General features: G+C 59.4%; 16 protein-coding genes. 6 read left to right on the top strand and 10 right to left on the bottom strand.

What is annotated here, in order from left to right; all coding sequences use genetic code 11:
- Positions 1-48: 48 nt before the first annotated feature.
- Complete coding sequence (locus F3J36_RS09535; RefSeq protein ID WP_166711985.1) at positions 49-1,365, bottom strand: amidohydrolase family protein; 1,317 nt, start codon at positions 1,363-1,365, stop codon at positions 49-51.
- Positions 1,366-1,505: 140 nt separating this feature from the next.
- On the opposite strand from F3J36_RS09535, the gene F3J36_RS09530 reads away from it, so the two are divergent.
- Positions 1,506-2,414 (top strand): LysR family transcriptional regulator, encoded by a 909-nt coding sequence (locus F3J36_RS09530; RefSeq protein ID WP_152390572.1) that lies wholly within the window; start codon positions 1,506-1,508, stop codon positions 2,412-2,414.
- Positions 2,415-2,420: 6 nt separating this feature from the next.
- Here F3J36_RS09530 and F3J36_RS09525 read toward each other — a convergent pair whose 3' ends face one another.
- From F3J36_RS09525 to F3J36_RS09515, 3 genes are all read right to left on the bottom strand, one after another.
- A complete protein-coding gene (locus F3J36_RS09525; RefSeq protein ID WP_166719577.1) occupies positions 2,421-2,789 on the bottom strand; it encodes a hypothetical protein in 369 nt (122 codons plus the stop codon).
- Positions 2,790-2,914: 125 nt separating this feature from the next.
- Complete coding sequence (locus F3J36_RS09520) at positions 2,915-3,835, bottom strand: NADP-dependent oxidoreductase (protein ID WP_166719576.1); 921 nt, start codon at positions 3,833-3,835, stop codon at positions 2,915-2,917.
- 20 nt (positions 3,836-3,855) lie between these two features.
- Complete coding sequence (locus tag F3J36_RS09515) at positions 3,856-4,299, bottom strand: ester cyclase (RefSeq protein ID WP_058770844.1); 444 nt, start codon at positions 4,297-4,299, stop codon at positions 3,856-3,858.
- 96 nt (positions 4,300-4,395) lie between these two features.
- On the opposite strand from F3J36_RS09515, the gene F3J36_RS09510 reads away from it, so the two are divergent.
- Positions 4,396-5,307, top strand: a complete 912-nt coding sequence (locus tag F3J36_RS09510) for a LysR family transcriptional regulator (protein WP_166719575.1) — start codon at positions 4,396-4,398, stop codon at positions 5,305-5,307.
- A 114-nt stretch (positions 5,308-5,421) separates the two neighbouring features.
- Here the strand turns inward: F3J36_RS09510 and guaA are convergent, their stop codons facing one another.
- Together guaA and guaB are read right to left on the bottom strand one after the other, a co-directional pair.
- Positions 5,422-7,002: a glutamine-hydrolyzing GMP synthase gene (guaA, locus tag F3J36_RS09505; protein ID WP_021506569.1), complete on the bottom strand. Its 1,581-nt coding sequence runs from the start codon at positions 7,000-7,002 to the stop codon at positions 5,422-5,424.
- Positions 7,003-7,074: 72 nt separating this feature from the next.
- A complete protein-coding gene (gene guaB / locus F3J36_RS09500; protein WP_021506568.1) occupies positions 7,075-8,541 on the bottom strand; it encodes an IMP dehydrogenase in 1,467 nt (488 codons plus the stop codon).
- 168 nt (positions 8,542-8,709) lie between these two features.
- On the opposite strand from guaB, the gene xseA reads away from it, so the two are divergent.
- The 4 genes from xseA (at position 8,710) to F3J36_RS09480 (ending at position 11,827) form a co-directional block, all read left to right on the top strand.
- Positions 8,710-10,077: an exodeoxyribonuclease VII large subunit gene (gene xseA, locus F3J36_RS09495; RefSeq protein ID WP_166719574.1), complete on the top strand. Its 1,368-nt coding sequence runs from the start codon at positions 8,710-8,712 to the stop codon at positions 10,075-10,077.
- 125 nt (positions 10,078-10,202) lie between these two features.
- Positions 10,203-11,216, top strand: coding sequence for a M4 family metallopeptidase (locus tag F3J36_RS09490; RefSeq protein ID WP_166719573.1), 1,014 nt, complete (start codon positions 10,203-10,205; stop codon positions 11,214-11,216).
- On the top strand, positions 11,213-11,542 hold the full coding sequence (locus tag F3J36_RS09485) for a protealysin inhibitor emfourin (RefSeq protein WP_166719572.1): 330 nt from the start codon (positions 11,213-11,215) through the stop codon (positions 11,540-11,542). The genes F3J36_RS09490 and F3J36_RS09485 overlap by 4 nt, the downstream gene beginning before the upstream one ends.
- 102 nt (positions 11,543-11,644) lie before the next feature.
- A complete protein-coding gene (locus F3J36_RS09480; RefSeq protein ID WP_071813581.1) occupies positions 11,645-11,827 on the top strand; it encodes a general stress protein in 183 nt (60 codons plus the stop codon).
- A gap of 86 nt (positions 11,828-11,913) precedes the next feature.
- Here F3J36_RS09480 and F3J36_RS09475 read toward each other — a convergent pair whose 3' ends face one another.
- The 4 genes from F3J36_RS09475 to bamB form a co-directional block, all read right to left on the bottom strand.
- Complete coding sequence (locus F3J36_RS09475; RefSeq protein ID WP_021506565.1) at positions 11,914-14,352, bottom strand: glucose/quinate/shikimate family membrane-bound PQQ-dependent dehydrogenase; 2,439 nt, start codon at positions 14,350-14,352, stop codon at positions 11,914-11,916.
- 328 nt (positions 14,353-14,680) lie between these two features.
- Positions 14,681-14,908, bottom strand: a complete 228-nt coding sequence (locus tag F3J36_RS09470) for a zinc ribbon domain-containing protein (protein WP_132464726.1) — start codon at positions 14,906-14,908, stop codon at positions 14,681-14,683.
- A gap of 84 nt (positions 14,909-14,992) precedes the next feature.
- On the bottom strand, positions 14,993-16,483 hold the full coding sequence (gene der, locus F3J36_RS09465; protein WP_021506563.1) for a ribosome biogenesis GTPase Der: 1,491 nt from the start codon (positions 16,481-16,483) through the stop codon (positions 14,993-14,995).
- A gap of 176 nt (positions 16,484-16,659) precedes the next feature.
- Complete coding sequence (gene bamB / locus F3J36_RS09460) at positions 16,660-17,841, bottom strand: outer membrane protein assembly factor BamB (protein WP_166719571.1); 1,182 nt, start codon at positions 17,839-17,841, stop codon at positions 16,660-16,662.
- Positions 17,842-17,843 lie beyond the last annotated feature (2 nt).

Below are 17,843 nucleotides of genomic sequence, written 5' to 3'. Positions count from 1 at the left end.
CCTCCATAAATGAACAGACAGCGCGGCAGGCCGCCGCGCTGCGGAAAATCAGGCAAACAAAGGATGGTGATAGCCGCTGGCATTCAGCAGATAGTCGCGCGAGGCGGTGATTTCCGCGTTCAGCTGTGCCACATCGACGTTGAGCAACTGACCATGACGTTTACGCAGTTCACCCGCCACCATCACGGTATCAACATCGGCGCGTTGCACCGCCTGCACCACCGTTGCCGTCACGCTGGTCAGCGGGAAAACGCCGATACCATCGGTGCGCAGCATAATAACGTCGGCCTGTTTACCTGGCGTCAGCGTGCCCGTTTGCTGCTCCAGCCCGGCCGCACGCGCGCCGTTAATCGTGGCCGACTGCAGTACGGCTTCCACGCTAATCGGTGCCGGTACGTCGCTTTCGCCCCGGAAGCGGCGATAGCGCATCGCTGAGCGCTGCTGGTTAAACAGCGCCTGCATTTCACCGAACAGATCGCTGCCGAAGGCGGTATCGAGATCGATACCGAGCGCCGGCGTCATTCCGCGATCGACCGCCTGCTGCCAGGCAAAGCTGTCGTCGTCGAAACCAAACAGCGCATCCGAACGCGGATTCACGGTAATGTTGACGCCCGCGTCCGCCAGCTGCTGCCAGGTGTGCGCCGGTACGCGCGTACAGTGGTTGAAAATGTTGTGCGGACCCAGCAAGCCGGCTTCGGCAAACTCCGCCGGCAGCTGCGCCAGGTCACCAATAAACTCAGTGAGAATGCGCATATCCAGCTCGCGCGCCACGCGCCACCACGCCAGGTTGAGCTGGCCAAACAGGCCAACCTGCACACGGCTGCCGGCGTGGTTCCAGCGGCTGGCGAGACGGGCCAGATCGCCCGGCAGATGATCGCTGGAAGCCTGCTTATCCATTGCTGCGCCAACCATGTGCAGCGCACGAATCCCGCTCTCCTGCAGCGCGTCGAGCGCCGCATCGGTATGCGCCGGACTGCGTGAACTGTGGCAGGCATCAATCACCGTGGTGATGCCGGCATCCAGGCAAGCCAGCGCCGTCAGCCGGGTGCTGAGGTACATATCCAGCGGACGGTAATGCGCGCCGAGCGTTTCTGCCACCACATCGATATAGGCAAACAGGTCGTCAACGTTGGGCATCAGACGGCGCATCGCACCCAGCCACATATGGTGATGCGCATCCACCAGGCCTGGCATCACGATATGGCCGCGGGCATCAATCACCTGCGCATCGTCGGCGGAAAGGTTTTCCCCCACGGCGGCAATACGATCGTCCTCAATCAGCACATCGCCACAGACGAGGTCGGGCACGCTGGCGTCCAGCGTCAGGATAGTGCCGCCTTTAAAAAGGGTGCGCCGTACAGTCATAACATTCTCCTCAAAAGAGATCAGGAATCCGGCGGTCAGTGCCGGTCGCGTTTCGGGGCACACAATAAGTTGCAGCGCATTTTTGATAAAGGTAGGCTCAGGCAAATGATCTTTGCTAAAAATCAAAGATGGAGAACAGGATGAGTTTTGATGGCCGACTATTATCCGGCATGAGCGTGCTGGCAGCCGTGGTTGAAGCTGGCAGCTTCAGCCGCGCCGGTGAAGTGCTGGGGTTGTCCGCCTCGGGCGTCAGCCGGGCGATTTCACGACTGGAACAGCGTCTCGGCGTGCGCCTGCTGGATCGCACCACCCGCACCCTGCATCTCACCAGCGAAGGTGCCAGCCTGTATGAGCGGGCAGCGCCGCATCTGGAAGGGATTGAAGAAGCAGCAAACTACGTCTCCGGCGCCGCCGTGACGGTGCGCGGTACGCTGCGCGTGAGCCTGAATCCGCTGTTTTCCCGCTATGTGCTGGCGGCAAAGCTGCCGCTGCTGCGTGCCCGTTATCCGCATCTGGAACTGACGATTTTGCAGCAGCCCGATGTGGGCGATCTGGTGGCAGAAGGTATTGATGTGGCGGTGCGTTTCGGGCCGCAGCCGCCGTCCACCATGACCTCACGCCTGCTGTTACAAACGCGCGTCCTGACGGTGGCCGCCCCGGACTATCTGGCACGCTGTGGCCACCCGACGCAGCCGACGCAGCTGACTGAGCACAATTGTCTGCAATACATCGATCCGCGCAGCAATAAGCCCTTTAGCTGGGAGTTTCATCGCGGCACGCAGCGGCTGACGGTCGCCACCCACGGCCATCTGACCACCACCGATCCGGATTTAATGGTACAGGCGTGCGTCGGCGGTGCCGGCGTAGCCCAGGTGCTGGCGCTGAGCGTGCAACATCTGATCGCCAGCGGTGAACTGGTCGAACTTTTCCCCGACTGGCCTGACGAAACCTATCCGCTGTTTATCACCCGGCCTTCGCGCCGTCTGGCCCCGGCGGCGGTGGAGGCATTTCTCGGTTTTTGCCTGGAGATTTGTGCGGAACAGCACTGACGCAAATTACCGATTACCCTCAGCGCGTGTTTGCCGGTAATAGCCCACCAGCTGAACGATGAAGGTGAGCGTTGCGAGTAAAAACAGTATCCCACCCAGGGGAATGGTGCCGAGCAGGAACCAGCCCATGACACCTAATTCATACAGCAACTGGCCGCGATCTTCTCCCAGGATGTAACAGGGATGCACGTTGCCTTCGTCCAGCTGGCAGCCCGCCAGACTGGCGACATATCCCGCGCCTATCGCGCAGATCAGCGGCAGAAACGCGAGAAAAGCCGTACCGCACAGCATCACAAGATAGAGAATGATGATGGATGTCAGCGGGCGTTTGCCCGGTGGTGCGCGCTTGCCCGCAGCTCTGAAATTAAACAGCACGTTTCCTCCTGAAGCCTCTGCCGTTAACGCCAGATTATTAACACATCCTTATCCCCTGCGACAGACCGGTAAACAAACGCCCGCAGGATAGCGGGCGCGTTTTTACTGCGACATGACGCCAGGCGTTAAGGGTTGGCGCGGATAATCACTTTGCCGCGCGCATGGCCGGTCGCCACCTTCTCCAGCGCGGAGCGCGCATCATCCAGCGAAAAGATAGCGTCGGTGATGACCTGTAACTGCCCGGCCTGGAACAGGCTGCTCGCCCGGGCAAGATACGGCGTCGCGCTGGCGAAGAAGACAAACTCGCCGTGATACCCGGTGGCAGGCGTGATGCCGAACTCCACCAGCGAGGCAATGCGCCCGCCAGCGCGCAGCACGGACCAGGAGCGGCTCAGCGTTTCGCCACCGACGCTATCAATCACCAGATCGACATCGCGCGTTGTTGCGAAGTCCTGCGTGCGGTAGTCAATCACTTCATCGGCGCCCAGACTGGTCACCAGCGCGTGGTTTTTCGCCGACGCCGTGGCGATGACATAAGCGCCCGCCTGATGCGCCAGCTGGACGGCCATGCTGCCGACGCCACCCGCTGCGGCGTGAATCAGCACGCGCTCGCCGCGCTGCAGCTGACCCACATCGAACAATGCCTGCTGCGCGGAGCCAAACGCGGTAGGCAGCGCCGCGGCCTGTTCGGCGCTCATCGCTGCCGGGACAAGGCATACGTCATCGGCGGCGATCACCAGGCTTTGTGCAAAAGCCCCGCCTGCACCCGGTGGCGTGCGCCCGAATACGCGATCGCCCGGTTTTAAATGGCTAACGCGCTCGCCAGCTGCTGTAATCACGCCGCAGAAATCCATGCCCGGCACGTAAGGCAGGTCCACCGGGAAAACCTGCTGCATATGCCCTGAGATGATTTTCACATCCAGCGGGTTAACGCTCGCCGCTTCAACCTGCACCGTCACCTCATCCGGACTGGCGGCGCGTAATTGACGTTCGCCAATCGTCAGCACATCGGCGGTGCCAAACGTATCAATCAATGCTGCTTTCATTATCAACTCTCCGGTCTGATTCAGGCTTGTGGCGGAAACTGGCCAAGCTGGAGGAACAGGCCAAACCAATCCTCCATGTGCCAGGTGGTGATCAGACGGCCGTCCTCCAGCGCATGGAACTCATGCAGACGGAAGCTCACTTTCTTACCAGTCGGCGCGATACCGAAAATTTCGCCGAGATGGGTGCCGCTGATTTCCGCCCGCGCCGCGATGCGGCCCGGTTCCTGAATCATGTCATGCACCACGATCTGCACGTCCGGAAAGGCCTGCGCCAGCATGCGAATGATCGGCTTGATGCCTTCCGGCCCGGGCGCCTGTCCCGGCGCCAGCGGGATGTCTTCCCATGACGGTGCCAGCACGCTATCGACCAGATCGGGGTTGTTGTCGCTGAAGGCCTGATAGAGCGTCTCTACCGCCTGTCGTTCAATTTTGAGCCGTTGTACGTATTCTGCTGCTGGATTCATCGTTATTCACTTTCAGGTGGGGGGTTGGTTGTGGAATTTTGCGCAGCGCCCTACAATTCGTCCAACAAATATTCAATATGAGTGATTATTTGCCGTATGGATTTTCATGGCATCGATCTCAATCTGTTAGTGGCTTTTGACGCGCTGATGAACGAGCGCAACGTCACGCGGGCGGCAACCCAGGTGGGCGTCAGCCAGCCGGCGATGAGTGCGGCACTGTCACGGTTACGCACCCTGTTCGGTGACCCGCTGTTCATGCGCAGCGCGGAGGGTTTATTGCCGACTGCGCGTGCGCGCGATCTGTCCGGCCCCATCGCCGGGGCGTTGCGCCAGCTCGAAGCGACGCTGGTGGCAAAGCCCGCGTTTGCAGCGGAAAAAGCGCAAATAAACTTCAAACTGGGCGTGTCGGAGTATCCGGCTTTCGTGTTGCTGCCTTCGTTAATGCAGGCGCTACAGGACGCCGCCCCCGGCGTGTCATTGAATGTGCAGGCGTTTACCAACCGCGATCACGCGGTCGATTTGTTAGATGCCGGCGCGATTGATGTCGCTATCGGCGTCATGCCTACCCACAGCGATAGCCGCATCATCTCCCGGCCGGTATTGCGCGACGAATTCGTCACCATCGTCGCCAGCAACCATCCGGCGGCCAGACGCGGCATGAATATGGAGAGCTACCTGGCGCTGCCGCATATTCTGGTCTCGCCGGAAGGTGAACTGTACGGCCTGGTTGATCAGGTGCTGGCGCAGCAGGGTAAAAAGCGCCGGCTGGGGCTGACGGTCCAGCAGATGTTTACGGTGCCGTCTATCGTGGCGCAAACCCACATGACGGCGACCGTGATGAAGCGCGTGGCGCTGCATGCGCAGGCCAGTCGCCAGCTGGTGCTGTTCCCTCCACCGCTGTCGTTGCCCGAAATGGTGTTCAACCTGATCTGGCACCGGCGCAGCGACGCGCATCCCGCCCAGCAATGGTTCAGAGAATTTATTGAACATCAGGCGGCACGGCTGTAGGCGCTGTATCTGAATTCTGCGCGGATCGGGCGATGCGAAAGATGGCAGGATAAAAAAAGCCCGCAGTTACGCGGGCTTTGAGGCTTCAGGTGCTGGCGGTTGCCAGTGCGGGCGTTATTCCCACTCAATCGTCGCAGGCGGTTTACCTGAAATATCATAAACCACGCGTGAAATGCCGTTCACTTCGTTGATGATGCGGTTGGAGACGCGGCCGAGGAAGTCGTACGGCAGGTGCGCCCAGTGGGCCGTCATGAAGTCGATGGTTTCGACAGCACGCAGGGAAACCACCCAGTCGTATTTACGCCCATCGCCCATTACGCCGACGGAGCGCACCGGCAGGAACACGGTAAAGGCCTGGCTGACTTTGTTGTACAGATCGGCTTTGCGCAGCTCTTCGATAAAGATGGCATCGGCACGGCGCAGCAGGTCGCAGTACTCTTTCTTCACTTCACCCAGTACGCGCACGCCCAGACCCGGGCCCGGGAAGGGATGGCGGTACAGCATGTCGTAAGGCAGGCCGAGTTCCAGACCGATTTTACGCACTTCATCTTTGAACAGCTCTTTCAGCGGCTCAACCAGGCCCATCTTCATCTCTTTCGGCAAACCGCCCACGTTGTGGTGCGATTTGATCACGTGCGCTTTACCGGTAGCCGAAGCCGCCGACTCAATCACATCCGGATAGATGGTGCCCTGCGCCAGCCACTTCACGTCGGTCAGCTTCAGCGCTTCTTCATCGAACACTTCCACAAACACGCGGCCGATGATTTTACGTTTGGCTTCCGGATCGTTCTCGCCCGCCAGCGCGTCGAGGAAGCGCCCTTCTGCCGCAACGTGCACGATGTTCAGACCAAAGTGGTCGCCGAACATGTCCATCACCTGCTCAGCTTCATTCAGACGCAGCAGTCCGTTATCGACGAACACACAGGTCAGGCGCTCGCCAATCGCGCGGTGCAGCAGCATCGCGGTCACGGACGAGTCCACGCCGCCGGACAGGCCGAGAATCACACGGTCTTCACCCACCTGCTCACGGATGCGCTCTACCGCATCTTCGATGATTTTGGCTGGCGTCCACAGCGCTTCACAGCCGCAGATGTCGCGCACAAAACGCTCCAGCATGCGCAGGCCCTGACGGGTGTGCGTCACTTCCGGGTGGAACTGCACGCCGTAGAAACGCTTCTCTTCGTTAGCCATGATGGCAAACGGGCAGCTTTCGGTGCTGGCAACCGTCACGAAGTCTGCCGGGATCGCCGTGACTTTGTCACCGTGGCTCATCCACACGTCGAGTAGCGGTTTGCCCGCCGCGCTGATGGCATCTTCGATATCACGCACCAGCGCGCTCGGGGTTGTCACTTCAACCTGCGCATAACCAAATTCACGCTCGTTCGAGCCTTCAACCTTACCGCCCAGCTGCATCGCCATGGTCTGCATGCCATAGCACACGCCCAGCACCGGCACACCGGCGTTGAACACATATTCCGGCGCGCGCGGGCTGTTGTGCTCGGTGGTGCTTTCCGGACCACCGGACAGGATGATGCCGTTCGGGTTGAACTGGCGGATTTGCTCTTCGGTGACATCCCACGCCCAGAGTTCGCAGTAGACGCCCAGCTCACGCACGCGGCGCGCGACCAGCTGCGTATACTGAGAACCAAAATCGAGGATCAAAATACGATGTTTATGAATATTTTCAGTCGTCATTGAGGCGTTTCCATTGGGATGGACTTAATAATAAAAGCGCCCGGCTGGAGCCGGGCGGGAAATCTTACGGGATTATGAACCCATGCGGTAGTTCGGTGACTCTTTGGTAATGGTCACATCGTGCACGTGGCTTTCGTTGATGCCGGCGCCGCTGATGCGCACGAACTCGGCTTTGGTGCGCAGATCGTCGATGGTCGGGCAACCGGTCAGGCCCATGCAGGAGCGCAGGCCGCCCATCTGCTGGTGCACGATCTCTTTCAGGCGGCCTTTATAGGCAACGCGCCCTTCGATACCTTCCGGCACCAGTTTGTCGGCGGCGTTATCGCTCTGGAAGTAGCGGTCAGACGAGCCTTTGGACATCGCGCCCAGTGAACCCATCCCGCGGTAGGATTTGAACGCACGGCCCTGGTAGAGCTCGATTTCGCCCGGCGATTCTTCGGTACCGGCCAGCATGGAGCCAACCATTACCGCCGACGCACCCGCGGCGATGGCTTTGGCGATGTCACCAGAGAAACGGATACCGCCGTCAGCGATGACCGGAATACCGGTACCTTCCAGCGCTTCAACCGCGTCGGATACTGCCGTGATCTGCGGTACGCCAACGCCGGTAACGATACGGGTAGTACAGATGGAGCCCGGGCCAATGCCCACTTTCACCGCGCTCACGCCCGCGTTAGCCAGCGCCAGTGCGCCTGCACCGGTCGCCACGTTGCCGCCGATGATTTCGAGGTCCGGATATTTTGCGCGGGTTTCACGGATACGCTGCAGCACGCCTTCGGAGTGGCCGTGCGAGGAGTCGATCAGCAGTACGTCAACGCCCGCAGCGACCAGCGCATCAACGCGCTCTTCGTTGCCGGCACCGGCACCCACTGCGGCACCGACGCGCAGACGACCCTGCGCATCTTTACAGGCGTTAGGTTTACGCTCAGCTTTCTGGAAATCTTTAACGGTAATCATGCCCAGCAGGTGGAAGCTGTCGTCAACAACCAGCGCTTTCTCGACGCGTTTTTCGTGCATTTTCTGCAGCACGACTTCACGCGCTTCACCCTCTTTCACCGTCACCAGGCGCTCTTTCGGCGTCATGACCGCGGTCACCGGCAGCGTCATATCGGTCACGAAGCGCACGTCACGACCGGTAATGATGCCCACCAGCTCGTTGTCGGCGTTAACCACCGGATAACCGGCGAAGCCGTTACGTTCGGTCAGCTCTTTCACCTCGGCCAGCGTGGTGGTTGGCAGCACGGTCTGTGGCTCCGTTACGACGCCGCTTTCGTGTTTTTTCACCTTGCGAACTTCATCCGCCTGGCGCTCAATCGACATGTTTTTGTGGATAAAGCCCAGACCGCCTTCCTGCGCCAGCGCAATCGCCAGACCGGCTTCGGTCACGGTGTCCATCGCTGCAGACAGCATAGGAATGTTGAGACGGATGTTTTTGGTCAGCTGGGTGCTGAGATCGGCCGTGTTGGGTAAAACAGTGGAGTGAGCGGGAACGAGCAGGACGTCGTCAAATGTGAGGGCTTCTTTCGCGATTCTTAACATTGCAATATCTCCACCTGGGGCGTTTAAAACAGATAAAATATTGCCGCGGCATTATACAGGCCGAAATCGGTTGCCTCCAGTGTTTTTTCGGAAAAAGTCTTGATCCTCCGGGGCAGGCATGTAGTATCGGTTAATTAACCCTCTGATTTGAAATTTGATCCTCATCACATGTCGCTACCGCCAACCGCCAATATTTTTACTGTCAGCCGCCTGAACACCACGGTGCGCCAACTGCTGGAAAATGAGATGGGCCTGGTGTGGCTCAGCGCTGAAATTTCCAATTTCACTCAGCCCGCTTCCGGTCACTGGTACTTCACTCTGAAGGACGATGGCGCGCAGGTGCGCTGTGCCATGTTCCGCAACAGCAATCGACGCGTCAGCTTTCGCCCGCAGCACGGTCAGCAGGTGCTGGTGCGTGCCAGCATCACGCTGTATGAGCCGCGCGGCGACTATCAGCTGATTATCGAAAGCATGCATCCGGCCGGTGAAGGGCTGCTGCAGCAACAGTTTGAGCAGCTGAAAGCCCGGCTGGCGGCGGAGGGGCTGTTCGAGCAGCAGTTTAAACAGCCGCTGCCGGAGCCGGCGCGCCAGGTGGGTGTGATCACCTCCGCCACCGGCGCGGCATTGCACGATGTGCTGCGCGTGCTGCATCGCCGCGATCCCTCGCTGCCGGTGGTGATCTATCCGACCGCAGTGCAAGGCGTTGATGCGCCCGCCGCCATCGTGCGCGCCATCGAGCTGGCCAACCAGCGTGACGAGTGCGACGTGCTGATCGTCGGGCGCGGCGGCGGTTCACTGGAAGATCTGTGGAGCTTCAACGACGAGCGCGTGGCGCGGGCCATCTTTGCCAGCCGCCTGCCGATCGTCAGCGCCGTTGGGCATGAAACCGATGTCACCATCGCCGACTTTGTTGCCGATCTGCGCGCGCCGACGCCTTCTGCCGCTGCCGAACTGGTGAGCCGCAACCAGATCGAGCTGCTGCGCCGTTTGCAGTATCAGCAGCAGCGCATGGAGATGGCGATGGATTATTACGTGGCGCAGCAGCAGCGCCGCTTCACCCGGCTGCAGCATCGTCTGCAACAGCAGCATCCGCAGCTGCGCCTGGCACGGCAGCAAACCACGCTGATTCAGCTGCAGCGTCGTCTGCAGGAAGCGGCCGACCAGCGGCTGCGCCTGGCGCATCGCCAGCAGGATCGCCTGCTGCAGCGCCTGCAATCCCAGCAGCCGCAGGGACGTATTCTGCGCGCTCAGCAACAGTTACAGCAGTGGCACTACCGGCTGCAGCAGGGCATGGAAAAACAGCTCAATCACAGCCGGCAGCGTTTTGGTACGCTGGCAGCACAGCTGGAAGGCGTAAGTCCGCTGGCGACGCTGGCGCGCGGCTTTAGCGTCACCACCGATGCTCAGGGCCAGGTGGTGAAAAAGACCCGTCAGCTGCATACCGGCGATCTGCTGCGTACCCGGCTGGATGATGGCTGGGTGGAGAGTCAGGTGACGGCGTTACAACCACAGAAGACGCGCAGCCGTAAGGCGTGATAATCTTTTCAGCCGCATAAATGGTTGATAACCCCCCTTAAATCGCGCGTGCTGCAGACGCAGCGGCGCGCGATTGATAAGCGGGTCTATACTTTCTGACATACCCATCCGTCAGGGAGTCCGACATGCCTTACAGCGTTATTCCTCCGTACATTCTGCGAAACATCATCGATAACTGTTCCGGCGCACAGCAGGATTACGCGCGGCGCACCCTCACCCACGTGCAACAGCTGATGGCGGAACATCCTCACACCGCCAGCACAGCCAGCACTGCGCAGCCCGGCAGTGTTTTGCGTGCTATCTACGACGCGGGTAATACGCAAAATCTGCCCGGCACCCTGATCCGTGAGGAAGGCCAGCCCGGTAACGGTGACGTCGCCGCCGACGAAGCGTGGAACTATCTCGGCATCACTTATGATTTCTACTGGCAGATCTACCAGCGCAACTCGCTGGACAACAAAGGCCTGAAACTGGATGGCACCGTGCATTACGGCAAGGAGTACCAGAACGCCTTCTGGAATGGCCAGCAGATGGTATTTGGCGACGGCGACGGTGAGATCTTCAATCGCTTTACCATTGCCATTGATGTGGTCGCGCACGAGCTGACGCACGGCGTGACCGAAACCGAAGCCGGGCTGATTTACTTCCAGCAGGCGGGTGCGCTCAACGAATCGATGTCCGATGTGTTTGGCTCGCTGGTGAAGCAGTATCACCTCAGGCAAAGCGCCGATCAGGCCGACTGGATCATCGGCGAAGGGCTGCTGGCGGCGGGTATTAAGGGCAGCGGCCTGCGCTCGATGTCTGCGCCCGGTACCGCCTATGACGATCCGCTGCTCGGCAAAGATCCGCAGCCTGCCGATATGGATCACTATATCGACACGCGCGAAGACAACGGCGGCGTGCATCTTAACTCCGGCATTCCCAATCGCGCCTTCTATCTGGCGGCGACCGCGCTGGGCGGCTTTGCCTGGGAACGGGCCGGTCAGGCATGGTACGACACGCTGTGCGATAAGGAATTGCCGCAGGATGCCGACTTCAGCACCTTTGCGCGCTTTACCGTACAGCATGCCGCAAAACGTTTTGATAATACGGTGGCACAGGCGATCCAGTCCGCGTGGCACGAGGTAGGTGTAAGGTGAATATTCAGCTGACCGATGACGCCATCATTGATCTGGCGCGTGAAGGCGGCATTGCATTTATCCCCGGCCTGCGCAGCGAGCGGCGATTTGCGCTGGCGCAGCTGCCGGAACCGCAAAAGCAGCGCGTGTGCAACGTGCTGGAGCAGGCGCTGCCGCTCGGCGAACCGGAGGAACAGGCCGCCAGCATCGGGCGCGGCGACCAGCGCTATTTCCGCATCCAGATTAGCTACGCAACTCACCGCGAAGCCGGAACGATTGTGATCCTGATTCCGGAAAACGTTGCGCCTCCTGAACTGCAGGCGCTGTGGCGCGATGGCGAAGAATAACTTAGACAGTTCCCACAGCATCGCCGTAACTAACTGACTATACTGGATAACGTGGCTAGCTAGTCCACATCAAAGAAAATACCCTTAGATGAGGTCTCTGCTATGACACAAACCAAGCAACGAGGCGGTGCCGGGAACTTTGCAGAGGACCCGGAGCGCGCCAGGGAAGCCGGTAGCGCGGGCGGCAAAGTCAGTGGGGGCAATTTCAGGAACGATCCTGAGAGAGCCAGGGAAGCTGGAAGAAAAGGAGGTCAAAAAAGCCGTCGCCCCTCCAAGCAGAAGTAAGTAAGGATCCTTACAGGAAGGAGTACGCCACGGAAGGTTAATAAAAAAGGCCGACATCATGATGTCGGCCTTTCTTTTACTGCGGCTTACTTGCTGTCGGGCAGCGCGTAAGCAATCACGTAATCACCGCGATCCGGCGACTGACGCGCACCGCCTGCAGAGATCAGGATGTACTGTTTGCCGGTTTTCGGCGAAACATAGCTGATTGGTCCGCCCTGGCTGCCCACCGGCAGACGTGCTTTCCACACTTCTTTACCGGTTGAGCTGTCGAAGGCGCGCAGGTAGTAATCCTGGGTGCCGGCAATAAATACCAGACCGCCCTGCGTTGCCAGCGTACCGCCCAGCGTCGGCATACCAACCGGCATCTGCGCATGCATTTTGATACCAAACGGACCGGTATCCTGCACCGTACCCACCGGCACCTGCCACACAATCTGACGGGTCTTCATGTCGATGGCCGACAGCGTACCGAACGGCGGTGCCTGGCAGGGAATGCCCAGCGGTGACATAAAGCGGTTTTTGTTTACTGCGTACGGCGTGCCTTTCAGCGGTACCGCACCCATGCCGGTGTTGATGGCTTCACCGCCGTTGCTGGCAGCCGATTTGGTGGTGTCCTGCGGAATCATCTGCACCCATAGGCCGAGACGCATATCGTTAACGAACATGTACTGGTTGTTCGGATCGAACGAGATGCTGCCCCAGTTCATGCCACCGAGCGAGCCCGGGAAGCTGAGCGAAACATCGGTGTCCGGCACGGTGAACAAGCCGTCATAACGCATGCCTTTAAAGGCAATACGGCAAGCCAGCTGGTCAAACGGCGTGGCGCCCCACATGTCTGACTCGGTCAGTTTCTGATTGCCAATGTTTGGCATTTCTACCGAGTGCGGCTGAGTTTTGGTGTACTGCTCGTTCGGGATATGGCCCTGCGGCATCGGCAGCTCTTCAACTTTGGTCAAAGGCTTGCCGGTCAGGCGATCCAGCACCCAGATCATGCCGGTTTTCCCGCCGATCACCACCGCAGGTTTGGTGGTGCCGTCCTTCATCGGGAAGTCCACCAGGCTCGGCTGCATTGGCAGGTCGAAGTCCCACAGGTCATTGTGGACCGTCTGATACACCCACTTCTCTTTACCGGTGGTGGCATCCAGCGCCAGCACCGACGCGCCATACTTGTGATCCAGCGCGGTACGGTTGGCACCCCACAGGTCCACCGACGAGCTGCCCATCGGCAGGAACACGGTGTTCATCGCCGGATCGTAAGAGATTGGTGCCCATGAGTTTGGCGTGCTGCGGGTGTAATCCTGACCCGGCATCAGCACGGCGTTTGGATCTTCATTGCCCGGGTCAAACGCCCAGCGCATCTGGCCGGTGATGACGTCGAAGCCACGGAGAACGCCGCCAGGCATGTCTGTCTGTACGTTATCCGCAACGCGACCGCCCACCACGACCGTGGTGCCCGCCACCTGCGGCGGCGAGGTCAGCTGATACTGCGGATCCGGCGCGCTGCCGAGACCTTGCTTCAGATCGACCACACCGTGGTTACCGAAGTTTTCACACAGCTCGCCGTTATCGGCGTTGATGGCAATCAGACGCGCATCGATGGTGTTCATCAGGATGCGACGCTGGCAGCTATCGCCCGCTGCCAGCGTTACCGCTGGCACCGGCGTGGAGCCCGGCTGCGTTGGCTGCTGTACCGGTTTGGTGGCATCAAAGTACGCCAGACCACGGCAGCGGTTCCACACCTGCGCCTGCGCATTGATTTCGCGCTTCCAGATCTGCTTACCGCTGTCGGCTTCCACCGCAATCACGTTGTTGTGCGGCGTACACAGATACAGGGTGTTACCCACCTGCAGTGGCGTTTCCTGATCTTCTGCACCGTTACCGGTCGGGCTGATCGGCGTGTCGCCGGTATGGAACGTCCAGGCAACCTGCAAGTCTTTCACGTTGTCGCGGGTAATCTGGTCGATAGCGGCAAAACGGTCGCCCTGCGGCGTACGGCCGTAGCTGCTCCAGTCCTGCTGCGGTTTGCTTTTATCTACCGGGATCAGCGGCAGCTGCTTGCCGGTGAAGGCCACGGTCGGATGCGGCTGGAACATCTGGACAAAGGTGACCACCATACCAACGGCAATCACTGCTGACAGCGCATACGAAAGCTTCGCCAGCGAGGCCTTGCCTTCACGCTTACGCAGCGCCGGCCAGGTAATAAACGCCAGCACCATCAGGCCGGCCGGCACCATCAGGCGCGACACCAGCGGCCAGAACTGCCAGCCAGCATCGTACAGCGCCCAAATCAGCGTGCCGGCGAAGACCAGAATAAACAGCGTAACCGCTGAGGATTTACGGCGAAAGAACTGAATCGCCGACAGTAACATGACGATACCGGCAATGAGGAAGTACCAGCTGCCGCCCAGGGCCACCAGTTTACCGCCACCGATCGCGAAGAACAGGCCGATCGCCAGCAGGACCAGCCCGAATAACACGGACCAGAGACTCAACCCTTTACCGGGACGAGCGGAATTTTCTGCCATAACACAAACTCTCCTGAAAAAAAACGCGTGGCGGCCGGAATGCGGGAGCAGCCGGTCAATGTCTTCCTGGCTGAGCAGGGACAGGAAGTTATCCGTTACGCTTTATTTTATATCTGTTGGTACGGGAGCTACGCCCGTTATGCAGCGCTTGTGAGCGAGGCCGCAGGATCAACATCCGCTGGCATTCGCGACAAGGCGGGCAGGATTGTACCATCCGGTACAATTAAAAGTGAACATCCATAACGCGGTAGTTACTGGGCAATAGCATTTTTGCTACAAACGCAGCGCGAAGCGAGCAGCCAGCGCCACTTCGCGCTATCGCAAACCCTCATTCCCTAACGTCTTCCGGGCGATAATGCACGCGCCTGCTGGAGATCAGGCCGTGACCGTGGGTACAGAAATAATCTATGGCACCGCACGCTTTCAGCACCTGCAGCGGCTGCTGGCAGTCGGGACAGCAGGCCAGCGCGGTGAAATGACGCTGGCAGTGCGGGCAGTCGAAGCGTTGTTCGCTGTAAGTGAGCGGTTGCTGACAGTGAGGGCATGGGGTGAGCATGATGACTCCGGAATCGTGGCTGAGGATCGTGATAAACCGGATGTTACGCCAAAAAAAGAGGGCCCATCCGGGCCCTCATCATGTTTAGCGTTTGTTTTTCTTCAGATGCGATATCAGACGCTTACGCTTACGCTGCTGGGTTGGTGTCAGCAGGTTGCGTTTGCCCGCATACGGGTTATCGCCCTCTTTAAACTGGATGCGAATCGGCGTTCCCATCACGTTCAGCGAGCGGCGGAAGTAGTTCATCAGATAACGCTTGTAGGAATCCGGCAGATCCTTTACCTGATTACCGTGAATCACCACAATCGGCGGGTTATAACCACCGGCATGCGCGTATTTGAGTTTCACGCGGCGGCCACGCACCAGAGGCGGCTGATGGTCGTCAGCAGCCATGTTCATGATACGCGTCAGCATGGAGGTATTTACGCGCTTGGTCGAGCAGTCGTACGCTTCGGTCACGGATTCAAACAGGTTGCCCACGCCGCTGCCGTGCAGTGCCGAGATAAAGTGCACGCGCGCGAAGTCGATAAAGCCGAGACGGAAGTCCAGCGTCTCTTTCACTTCGTCTTTAATCTCCTGCGACAGGCCATCCCACTTGTTGACCACAATCACCAGTGAGCGCCCACTATTCAGGATAAAGCCGAGCAGCGACAGGTCCTGATCGGAAATGCCCGCGCGCGCGTCAATCACCAGCATCACCACGTTGGCATCTTCAATCGCCTGCAGCGTTTTGATGACGGAGAATTTTTCCACCGTATCAGTGATTTTGCCGCGCTTACGCACGCCCGCGGTATCAATCAGAATGTACTCGCGGTCATCACGCTCCATTGGAATGTAGATGCTGTCGCGCGTGGTGCCCGGCATGTCGTACACCACCACACGATCTTCACCGAGGATACGGTTGGTGAGCGTTGACTTACCTACGTTGGGACGCCCGACAATTGCCAGTTTGATCGGCAGACCGGTCGGATCGAAGGCTTCTTCCTCTTCTTCCTCCAGCGCTTCACCGTTCTCTTCGGCGGCTAACGCGGCCCAGTAAGCTTCGTTTTCGTCCTCTTCGCTGACTTCCCGCGGCGCGATGTCATCCATCCACGGCAGCAGCGCGGTTTCCAGCAGGCTGGTGACGCCACGACCGTGCGACGCGGCAATCGGGTGAATCTCACCCAGGCCGAGCGCGTAAAAGTCCAGCACCGCAGCATCCGGATCGAGACCGTCAGTTTTGTTGGCAACGAGGAACGTCGCTTTATCGCGCGAACGCAGATGATTGGCGATCTGCTGATCCGCCGGCATGACGCCAGCACGCGCATCGACTAAAAACAGCACCACATCGGCCTCTTCAATCGCCAGCAGCGACTGCTCCGCCATGCGGTTTTCCACGCCTTCCTCGGTGCCATCAATACCGCCGGTATCGATAACAATAAATTCGCGCCCTTCCACTTCGGCGCGACCATATTTGCGATCGCGAGTCAGTCCAGGGAAATCGGCCACTAACGCATCACGTGTGCGCGTTAAGCGGTTAAACAGCGTGGATTTCCCCACATTGGGACGCCCAACCAGCGCGACCACAGGTACCATAACACTTGCCTCAGTTTTAAAAATAAATCGCCCGAATGGCGTGATTCTAACGGCATTTGCCGTCAGGTTCAGGCCGCAGGCGCCAAGAATATCATGCCTGACTAAAAACAGAACGGCCCCTGACGAATCAGGAGCCGTATCAATGCGTGCGAAACGCTGCCCGTCGGGCCATCGCCTTAACGGGTGATGGCGTAGACCTCACCGCCTTTCGCCTGGATCAGCAGTTTGTCACCGGCCACGACTGGCTCGGTCTGGAAGCCATCGCTGTCCAGTTTCTGCTGCGCCACAAAGCGGCCGTCCAGGGTGTTAATCCAGTGCACGTAGCCTTCGCTATCGGCGACCACCAGGTAACCGTTGAACAGCACCGGAGACGTCAGGTTACGGTGCAGCAGATCGCTCTGACGCCAGATCGCCACGCCGCCATCGGCGTTGAGCGCAATCACGCGGTCATCCTGATCCACCAGATAGATGCGACCGGCATCGACGATCAGATCTTTGACGCCGCCGATTTCACGCTTCCACAGAATCTGACCGGAACGCAGATCCAGCGCCGTCAGGTTACCGTTGTAGGCCAGCGCATAGACCACGCCATTGACGATAACCGGCGTGGTGTCGACATCGTTAAGACGATCGATCTCGGTCGCGCCGCTTGGCTGGGAGATACGCTGCTGCCAGATCAGCTGCCCCTGGTTCATGATCACCGCGCTGACGCGGCCGTTATCACCGCCAACAATCGCGCCGCCGAACGCCACCGCAGGCGCCGATTCACCGCGCAGCGACAGCGCTGGCATATCCAGATTCACGCTCCATTTCACCGCGCCGCTGCTCTGATCGAGCCCCTGCAGCATACCGTTGCTGGTGTGAATCAGCACCAGACCATCGCTGACCACCGGACGCGATAGTGCTTCGCCAGCCACTTTGGTCTGCCAGGCAATGCTGCCGTCGCTGCTGTTCAGGGCAAATACCTGCCCCCGCTCGCTACCGATGTAGAGGCGATCGCCAGTGGCCGTGATACCGCCAGACAGCAGTGCCGAAATGTTTTTCGAGAAGAAGCCGGTTTTCTCAGAGAGGTTCACTTTCCACTTCTCTTTGCCGTTGCTGGCGTCGAGCGCTTTCACGATACCGAAGCGGTCGGCGGCATACACGGTGCCGTCCTGCCAGGCGGGATGCAGATTGGAGTAGAAATCACCCACGCCGTCACCGACCGAGGTGCTCCACGCGGTTTCCGGCGTGAACTGGTTTTCAACCTTCGGCAGCGGGGCCATTTTCACTACATCTTCTTCGCCGCTGAACAGCGAGCAACCGCTGAGCAGAGTGACTGACATCAGCCCTGGCAGCAGGTATTTACGTAATTCCATGT

Source organism: Pantoea sp. Cy-640 (assembly GCF_011752635.1).
Lineage (GTDB): Bacteria > Pseudomonadota > Gammaproteobacteria > Enterobacterales > Enterobacteriaceae > Pantoea > Pantoea dispersa.
The sequence above is the reverse complement of the archived record's forward strand: the minus strand, read 5'-3'. Positions and strand labels throughout refer to the sequence as shown.